Source organism: Thermodesulfobacteriota bacterium (assembly GCA_040757775.1).
GTDB lineage: Bacteria > Desulfobacterota > UBA8473 > UBA8473 > UBA8473 > UBA8473.
On record JBFLWQ010000043.1, the window covers coordinates 1 to 8,548 of the forward strand.

Here is an 8,548-nt window from a genome sequence, read left to right on the forward strand (position 1 = left end):
CAAAAGAAAAGTTTCCATTATATTTAAAAGAACTCGAATTCCGTTATAATAATAGAAAAGAATCTATCTTTAATCTGATAACAAAATATATCACAAATTTGGTGCCAAATCTTTTATAATCACCAAAATTTATGTTTTTATGTAATGTAAAACTAGACTAATGTCAATAGCATTTTAGAATGTCTGTTTTGCAAGTAGAGTCTTTTTTCAGAATCATAACGAATCAATTTATTCTATAAAAATTAAATTTAATTCAAAAAATATATTTATTAATATCCTGGTAACTCTATTTTCGAATATAATAGGCTTAGAATCCATAGAGGGTTGAATTACGAAATATCTTTTGATAAATTTAGAAGAGGAGTACGCCATAACAACGAAGGATACAGCGTAACCCGCCACAGGCGGACAGATGGACTCTTTTCAAAGTCGCCAATAATCTCTGCTTATAAAAATTATAGGAGTAATAATGAACAGAGAAGAAATGCTCGGAAGAATTGCCAATTCTACTCAAGAGTGGGATTTTGTTGTGATTGGGGGAGGTGCTACAGGTTTAGGAATTGCCGTAGAAGCCGCATCCCGTGGTTTCAGGGTCGTACTCCTTGAACAAAACGATTTTGCTGCCGGGACTTCTAGCCGAAGCACCAAGCTTATACATGGCGGGGTTCGCTATTTGCAACAGGGTAACATTTCTCTCGTGTTGGAGTCTTTAAAGGAACGCGGAATACTGAAACGAAATGCACCGCATCTCGTTCACGATCTTCCGTTCATCGTTCCCACATATGATTGGTGGGAAGGGCCATTTTATGGTGTTGGTTTAAAACTATACGATATCCTCGCTGGAAAAGAGGGATTTGGCTCTTCGAAAATCCTTTCACAGGAAGAAACCGTAAAACGGATACCAACAATCGAAACTGAAGGATTGCGGGGTGGAGTTATATATTATGACGGACAATTCGATGATTCCCGCCTTGCAATCAATTTAGCTCAAACAGCTTCCGAGCAAGGTGGTACGATTATTAACTATATGAAAGTAACAAATTTGCTTAAACAAAATGATCTTATATGCGGCGTCGTAGCCCATGATTTAGAGAACAACCAGGAATATGAATTGAAATCCCGCTCGGTAATTAATGCAACAGGAGTTTTTACTGATTTTATCCGTAAACTAGATGAACCCATGGCACCGCCTATCATACAACCCAGTCAGGGCACTCATATTGTACTGGATAAGTCTTTTCTGCCTGGTGAAACGGCGATTATGGTGCCACACACGGATGATGGCAGAGTTCTCTTTGCTATCCCGTGGCATAACCGCGTAATCGTTGGAACTACCGACACACCAGTGCTAAACCCACTTCTAGAACCCTTACCTATGGAACAGGAAATTGAATTCCTATTAAAACATGCCGCTCAATATCTCACCAATGACCCTAATCCGAATGATGTTCTCAGTGTTTTTGCAGGATTGCGTCCATTGGTGAGTAGCGTTAAAAACCTTGAAACTGCGGCCATTTCGCGGGAGCATGTCATATCGATTTCGCGAACAGGATTGGTAACAATTGCCGGCGGAAAATGGACTACTTACCGCAAAATGGCGGAAGAAACCATCGATCAGGCAATTGTTGTTGCTCAACTGGAATATCAACCCTCTGTTAGTAAAACTTTACAAATACACGGCTATCATAACCATGCAGACAGATTCGGAAAGCTAGAAGACTATGGCTCGGATGCAATCGAGATTCAGAATTTGGTAAAAAAGGAACCCCATTTAGGTGAACCGTTACACAACGATTCTATACTCCGTGCAGAAGTGGTATGGGCGGCAAACAATGAGATGGCTCGAACTGTTGAAGATTTTTTAGCACGCCGCCGCCGTATTCTATTTTTAGATGCACGTGCCAGCATTGAGATTGCCCCTGATGTGGCAAAATTAATGGCTACAGAACTGAAAAAGGGAATAAAGTGGCAAAAATCACAAATCGAATTATTTAAAAAAACAGCAAATAACTATTTAGTTCATTAACGGGAAATCTGAAATAATAAAAGAGACCCTGCCCATTAATAAAAAAATCATCTTACTACCTTAAAGGAAATTTCTTGCATCAAATCTGAATATTTAGTAGATTATAAGCAGCTTTTCTGCAGTCAGCATTCAGCAACCAGCAAGATAAAGACTTCGTGTTCGTTGAAAGCTGACAGCTGATAGGTTAACTCTTACGATTATTACCTTACCCACTCAATGATATTCAAAAACAAAAATGAGGGGCACCGTGAAAACAATAGTAATTGGATTGGTAGGTTTTGGAACTGTAGGGATGGGGGTAGTAAAAATCCTTCAGGAAAATAAGGGGATTATTGAGGATCGTCTGGGGGCATCAATTCATTTGAAGAAGATCGCAGACATGGATATCACAACGGATCGGGGGATAAAGGTAGACAGGGAACTATTAACCACGGATGTCCAGGAATTGATCGATGACCCGGAGATATCGATCCTAATTGAGCTTATTGGCGGATATGATGCGGCCAGAGAAATCTCCTTAAATGCCATCAGGAAGAAAAAGCACATAGTTACTGCAAACAAGGCTCTGCTGGCAGTTCACGGTACAGAGATATTTAAGGCAGCTTACAGAGAAAAGGTAGATATCGGCTTTGAAGCAAGTGTTGGTGGCGGCATCCCCATCATACGATCTATCAAAGAGGGATTGGCTGCCAATAATATTAGAGTCATATTTGGGATTTTGAACGGTACATCTAACTATATCCTTTCAGAGATGACCAGCAGAGGCAAAGAATTTGCAGATGTATTGAAGAGTGCACAAAAAGAGGGTTATGCTGAATCGGATCCCACCCTAGATATTGAAGGTATAGATACTGCCCATAAATTAGCGATACTTTTATCCCTGGCTTATGGAATTAAAGTGAAGCTAAGCGACATCTATGTTGAAGGGATTTCCAGGATTACCCCTCTTGACATAGAATTCGCAAGAGAACTGGGCTATACCATAAAACTGCTGGCTATAGCCAAAGAAGAAAACAAACTGATTCAGGCCAGGGTCCATCCTACCCTCCTGCCTAATAATCACCTTCTTTCTATGGTCAAAGGGGTGTACAATGCTGTATTTATCGATGGAGATGCAGTAGGCAAGACCATGTTTTATGGAAAAGGGGCGGGGATGATGCCCACAGGAAGTGCAGTAATAAGTGATGTTCTGGAAATCTGTCGTAATATTATAAAGGGTAGCAGTCAGAGGGTTCCTTCTCTTTCCTTCCAATATAAAAATATAAAAGAGCAGAAAATCAAGAAGATGAACGATGTTATAAGCAGGTATTACCTGAGATTCTATGCCAAAGACAGACCGGGAGTACTATCAAAGATATCAGGGATTCTGGGCAACCTGGATATCAGCATTTCATCGGTTATCCAGAAGGGACGGGATATTGACGGAGCTGTACCGATCTTTATGCTAACCCATGAAGCCAGAGAGGCCAATGTTCAGAAGGCGTTAAAAAAGATAGATAATCTGTCAGTGACTCTTGACAATACGGTACTGATCAGAATAGAAGACGGGAAATCAACTTTAGAGGGTGATACATTATGGGAGGAATAATCAAAAATTACAGAGAGTTTTTACCTATAAGTGACGATTCCAAGATTGTCACTTTAAATGAGGGTAATACTCCTCTTATAAGGGCTGATAGACTAAGGGGCTATATAAACAAAGAAGTCGACCTTTATTTAAAATATGAAGGACTCAATCCATCAGGCTCTTTCAAAGACAGGGGAATGACTGTTGCTATATCCAGGGCACTAGAAGAAGGGAGCAAGGCTGTCATCTGTGCTTCAACGGGGAACACCTCTGCCTCTGCAGCCGCCTATGCAGCAAAAGGGGATTTGAAGGCTTACGTGCTTATCCCAAAGGGGAAGATTGCCTTGGGGAAACTCTCTCAGGCTATGATGCACGGTGCTGTTGTAATTCAGTTAGAGGGAAATTTCGATGAGGCACTAAAAATTGTAAAAGATATATCTGAGAAATACCCCATAACGATGGTAAATTCTTTGAATCCATATAGGATAGAAGGGCAAAAGACAGCAGCCTTTGAAATCTGTGACCAGTTGGGTTTTGTTCCTACATTCCATGCGTTGCCCGTGGGTAATGCAGGCAATATAACTGCTTACTGGAAGGGTTTTAAGGAGTATAAGTCCTCTGGAAAGGTTAACTCTCTGCCTAAGATGATAGGTTTTCAGGCAGAGGGGGCAGCGCCTATTGTCAGAGGGAAAGTCGTTAAAGACCCCGAGACTGTGGCAACAGCCATCAGAATAGGCAACCCTGCAAGCTGGAGACAGGCAGAGGCAGCCAGGGATGAGTCAGGAGGAACCATTGATATGGTGTCAGATGAAGAAATCATCAACGCGTATCAGTTAATAGCCAGATACGAGGGGATATTCTGTGAACCCGCATCGGCAGCCTCGGTAGCAGGGGTGATTAAATTGAACAAAGAAGGCTACTTCAAAAAGGGGAACAGTATTGTCTGTACATTAACGGGGCATGGACTGAAAGACCCGGAAAGTGCTATAAAGATATCGAACAAACCTTTAACACTCCCGCCAAAGCTGGATAAAATACTGGAATTTTTAGATCTGTAATTTCCATACTTTTTTGAAGCCAAGTTAGAGTCAACTACCATCAGCTAACGCCGATGGATTGGGGGTTCTAGGTTTTTCTCCCATTCCCCGAAGGAAACAATAAAATGAAGTACATTATACTAATCGGCGATGGAATGGCCGACTACCCTGTTGAGGAACTTGGAGGTAAAACACCTCTTGAGGTAGCCAACATACCAAACATGGATCTGATAGCTCAAAAGGGGAAACTGGGGATGGTAAGGACTGTACCTCAGGGGTTCTCTCCAGGCAGTGATATTGCAAATCTGTCAATACTGGGCTATGACCCTAAAAGGTATTACACCGGCAGGGCGCCTTTAGAAGCTGCCAGCATGGGTTTGAAACTTGAGCCGGAAGACGTTGCATTCAGGTGTAATCTCGTAACACTCTTGGTTAGAAATGGCAAGACATATATGGATGATTACAGCGCAGGTCACATAACTACAGAAGAAGCGAGAGAAATCATCCATGAGATCAATCAAAGACTGGGAACAGATGAAATCGAGTTTTACCCTGGTGTCAGCTACCGTCACCTTATGATTTGGAAGAATGGACAAAAAGAACTTAGCACAACCCCTCCCCATGATATTTCTGGGAAAACCATAGAGTCATATCTGCCAAAGGGCAAAGGGCAAACACAGATTCTTAAATTGATGAATGATTCTCAAACGATCCTTGAAAACAGCCACATCAATAAGATACGGATTAAAAACTCTAAGAAACCGGCAAACTCCGTATGGCTATGGGGACAGGGTAAAAAACCAGATATACCAACTTTGTTAGAAAGATACCGTATTACAGGTTCGGTGATCTCTGCCGTCGATCTGATAAAAGGAATTGGCATTTATGCAGGGTTAGAAGTTATTGATGTCCCGGGTGCTACCGGATACCTTGACACCAACTACGTTGGAAAGGCAAATTACGCTCTTAGAGCCTTAGAGAAAACGGATTTTGTGTACCTTCATGTAGAAGCGCCTGATGAAGCCTCTCACAGCGGTGATCTTAAAAACAAGTTAAAGGCTATCGAACGTTTCGATAAAAAGGTTGTTGGAACTGTTTTAGGTAAGATAGATAAATTTCAAAGCTACAGGATAATGGTTTTGCCGGACCACTCTACCCCCTTATCGGTAATGAGCCATACCCCTGACCCTGTCCCATTTGCCATTCTCTCATCCGACGATAAAGAAGCTAACCCCTCAAAGGATATGGGTTTTAATGAAAAATCAGCCAGGACAACTAATCTGTTTATTGAGGATGGACATAAACTGTTAACCTTTTTCTTACGAAAAAACTAAATAAACCTTGACAACCAGCCGGGTTGTTTTATATTATATTACTCTATCGCGGGGTGGAGCAGTCTGGTAGCTCGTCGGGCTCATAACCCGAAGGTCGTAGGTTCGAATCCTGCCCCCGCTACCAAAAAACATAAAGGGTTTACGGATTTCCGTAAGCCCTTTTTTATTGCCTTCGAGGGTGTTTTCTAACATTTCTCTAACGATGGAGCTATGTCGGGGGAAACGAGTCAGCGTTTATTCTTGTGATTGCAAGACCCAATATCTCCCAAAAAGGCGAAAAAAATTTGACTCCATTTAATAATTAAGGTATAGGTAAGTGCATGGTTGAATGACATATATAATTTTGTAGACCCTAATTACAAAGGGGTGATTATGAAGGCGTCTTTCTTTAGTTCCTGAGATTACAGGGGAAAAAGAAGGGCGCTTTTTTTGTTTAAGACCGGCCGGATTAGGTTAAAGAATAGAATGTAGAAATGGAAAGTAAATATAATTTATTGAAATTACAAATATCCCACCAGATTCTGATTGGCAAGGAATATTTATAGGTTTAGAATTTCTATAAAATATAAACAGCAGTTTAATTATTGTTGGGCGAGTTGAGCTTTCATCTCACAGCGCCTTACCGGCGCTTCGCTATACTACACGCCCAACAAGTCGCTGGAAAAAGGAAAATGAAATGGCAAAATATGGCAGAGGATTAAACAGAGAAATTGTTGCAGCTGTGAATGCTGGGCTGATTACGGAACCATTTTCAATAAAGGACATAAGAGAGCTGATAAAAGTAAAAAAATGGCAACCAGAGCCCACCGAAAACCATATCAACGTCACTCTCGCAAATGGTGCAAGTGATAATCACAGTATAACTTATAAGAAATATTTCATTTCTCTTGGTGATGGTCAGTATAAATTAAGAAACCAATACAACGGTAATGATTGGCTTTAGCAATGAATTTTCAGAGAAAAGGCGCAAAAAGCAACCCCCACGTCGGTAAGGATTTTGAAGAGAAAATTCAAGCTTACTTCCAAAATCAAGGTGTAGCTTTGGCCCCCAACATCCCTGTATCTATTGGAATAAACAAAGAAAAGAAATTGCATAAATTCGATTTAGGGAATATTTCCAAGAAAATAATCATTGGAGTCTTTCTTTTTATAGACTGGATCGTCTACACACAAAAATATTCGTTTTCGATTATGCCTTCGTCTTTCTCCTGGGGCTGGATTGGATGGAACCGGGAAGATGGACGGAAGAACAGATCAATAAACTGGCCTATGTTGCGGTGACCAGGGCGAGCGAAAGGCTGTTCATGCCTTATTGCACTGGCAATCAATTACTTACGATATTTAAAAAGGTGACCAATCATGTTCTGCTACAATTGTGGGGTAGAGATAATACGGGAGCATAAATTCTGTTTTTCATGCGGAATCAAGCTGGAGCTCAATAACTTAGGGACGAGCAATCAGGTAAGGATTGTAAAAGCCCCATGCTCTGTTCCCGATAGAATAAAAACGTTAGATTTAAAAGACATATTCAAGAAAATGGAGACAGCGATAAAAAAAGAGTGCTCATTGCCTGAGGAGCAATTTGAGAAAAATTGGGGTAAATTTAAGAAATATCATTATAAAAATTATTCAGATAATGACATCTATTGGATATTTGTACAGGTTATTTTCTATTCTGGGATGAAAGCAGCCACAGTTACAGAGAAACTCCCAGCGATTAAAAAATATTTTAAAGATTTCAATGCGGCAAGGAGTTATTCTCAGGTAGAAATAAACACGGTCATGAAAGATACAGACACAATTCACTACAAACCAAAGATTGAAGCCTGCATCAACAACGCGATTATATTTAACGAGATAATAAAGAGGCATGGATCTTTTTCAAATTACATAGAAAGCTTTGGAAATCTTCAAGAGGAGGGGACTCTTGAAGACCTGAAAAAAGATTTAATGAAGTTCTATTACATTGGCCCTATCACGGTTTTTCATGTCATGCTTGAATTGGGCTTGAACGTATGGAAGCCGGATAGAGTCATCCGCAGAATATTGTTTAGGCTTGGATTGATTGATGACAAAGAGAACATTGGACAATCAATAATGGTTGGAAGGGAATTTTCACGCCAGATTAATGACCCAATTCGGTATATTGATATAATCATGGTTAAATACGGACAGATGGGTGATGAAGAAGGATTTGGGTTGAAAAATGGTGGCATTTGCCTCGAAAAAAATCCGAGGTGTCATGCATGTGGTGTCACTGAATATTGTTCTTTTGATGTTTAGTGCATATCTAGAGGGCAGGTCTTGAAAAGTAAATTTTTGGCAGCAAAAGTAATTTCTCAAGACCTGACCCCAGTCCAGTCCCAATTCCATGAACCTGGATAGAGGTGATCATTACCAAGTAAAAGGTTGAATAATTATACCCCCTTTATGCTTTGATTAAGTAAAATTTGGCCTTACACGCAGGACATTCAAGGTATTCTCCCTCTTTGTCCTGTTTTGTACACCCTTCACCAATTTTCTCAACGCTTTTTCCATCTTCATCCTGGTATTTATAGTTCATTTCAGGACAATATACCCATTC

Annotated in this window: 6 protein-coding genes and 1 tRNA gene; all 7 read left to right on the forward strand. The window is 40.5% G+C overall.

The features are described 5' to 3' along the window. The first annotated feature begins 469 nt into the window (after window positions 1-469). Window positions 470-2,026, forward strand: a complete 1,557-nt coding sequence (locus tag AB1401_15070) for a glycerol-3-phosphate dehydrogenase/oxidase (protein MEW6616774.1) — start codon at window positions 470-472, stop codon at window positions 2,024-2,026. A gap of 247 nt (window positions 2,027-2,273) precedes the next feature. Next, window positions 2,274-3,614, forward strand: coding sequence for a homoserine dehydrogenase (locus tag AB1401_15075; protein MEW6616775.1), 1,341 nt, complete (start codon window positions 2,274-2,276; stop codon window positions 3,612-3,614). Next, on the forward strand, window positions 3,602-4,651 hold the full coding sequence (gene thrC / locus AB1401_15080) for a threonine synthase (GenBank protein MEW6616776.1): 1,050 nt from the start codon (window positions 3,602-3,604) through the stop codon (window positions 4,649-4,651). The genes AB1401_15075 and thrC overlap by 13 nt, the downstream gene beginning before the upstream one ends. Before the next feature lie 104 nt (window positions 4,652-4,755). Next, a complete protein-coding gene (locus tag AB1401_15085; GenBank protein ID MEW6616777.1) occupies window positions 4,756-5,964 on the forward strand; it encodes a cofactor-independent phosphoglycerate mutase in 1,209 nt (402 codons plus the stop codon). 47 nt (window positions 5,965-6,011) lie between these two features. Beyond that, window positions 6,012-6,088: transfer RNA gene (locus AB1401_15090), tRNA-Met, on the forward strand. Between the two features lie 552 nt (window positions 6,089-6,640). Next, window positions 6,641-6,907, forward strand: a complete 267-nt coding sequence (locus tag AB1401_15095) for a hypothetical protein (protein ID MEW6616778.1) — start codon at window positions 6,641-6,643, stop codon at window positions 6,905-6,907. A 416-nt stretch (window positions 6,908-7,323) separates the two neighbouring features. Further along, entirely contained in the window at window positions 7,324-8,247 is a 924-nt protein-coding gene (locus AB1401_15100) for a DNA-3-methyladenine glycosylase I (GenBank protein ID MEW6616779.1), read from the forward strand. Window positions 8,248-8,548: the final 301 nt, after the last annotated feature.

Excerpts from the sequence above, each read along its gene's own strand:
- AB1401_15070 (MEW6616774.1), top strand. The coding sequence starts at position 470 with ATGAACAGAGAAGAAATGCTCGGAAGAATTGCCAATTCTACTCAAGAG.
- thrC (MEW6616776.1), top strand. The coding sequence starts at position 3,602 with ATGGGAGGAATAATCAAAAATTACAGAGAGTTTTTACCTATAAGTGAC.
- AB1401_15085 (MEW6616777.1), top strand. The coding sequence starts at position 4,756 with ATGAAGTACATTATACTAATCGGCGATGGAATGGCCGACTACCCTGTT.
- AB1401_15095 (MEW6616778.1), top strand. The coding sequence starts at position 6,641 with ATGGCAAAATATGGCAGAGGATTAAACAGAGAAATTGTTGCAGCTGTG.
- AB1401_15100 (MEW6616779.1), top strand. The coding sequence starts at position 7,324 with ATGTTCTGCTACAATTGTGGGGTAGAGATAATACGGGAGCATAAATTC.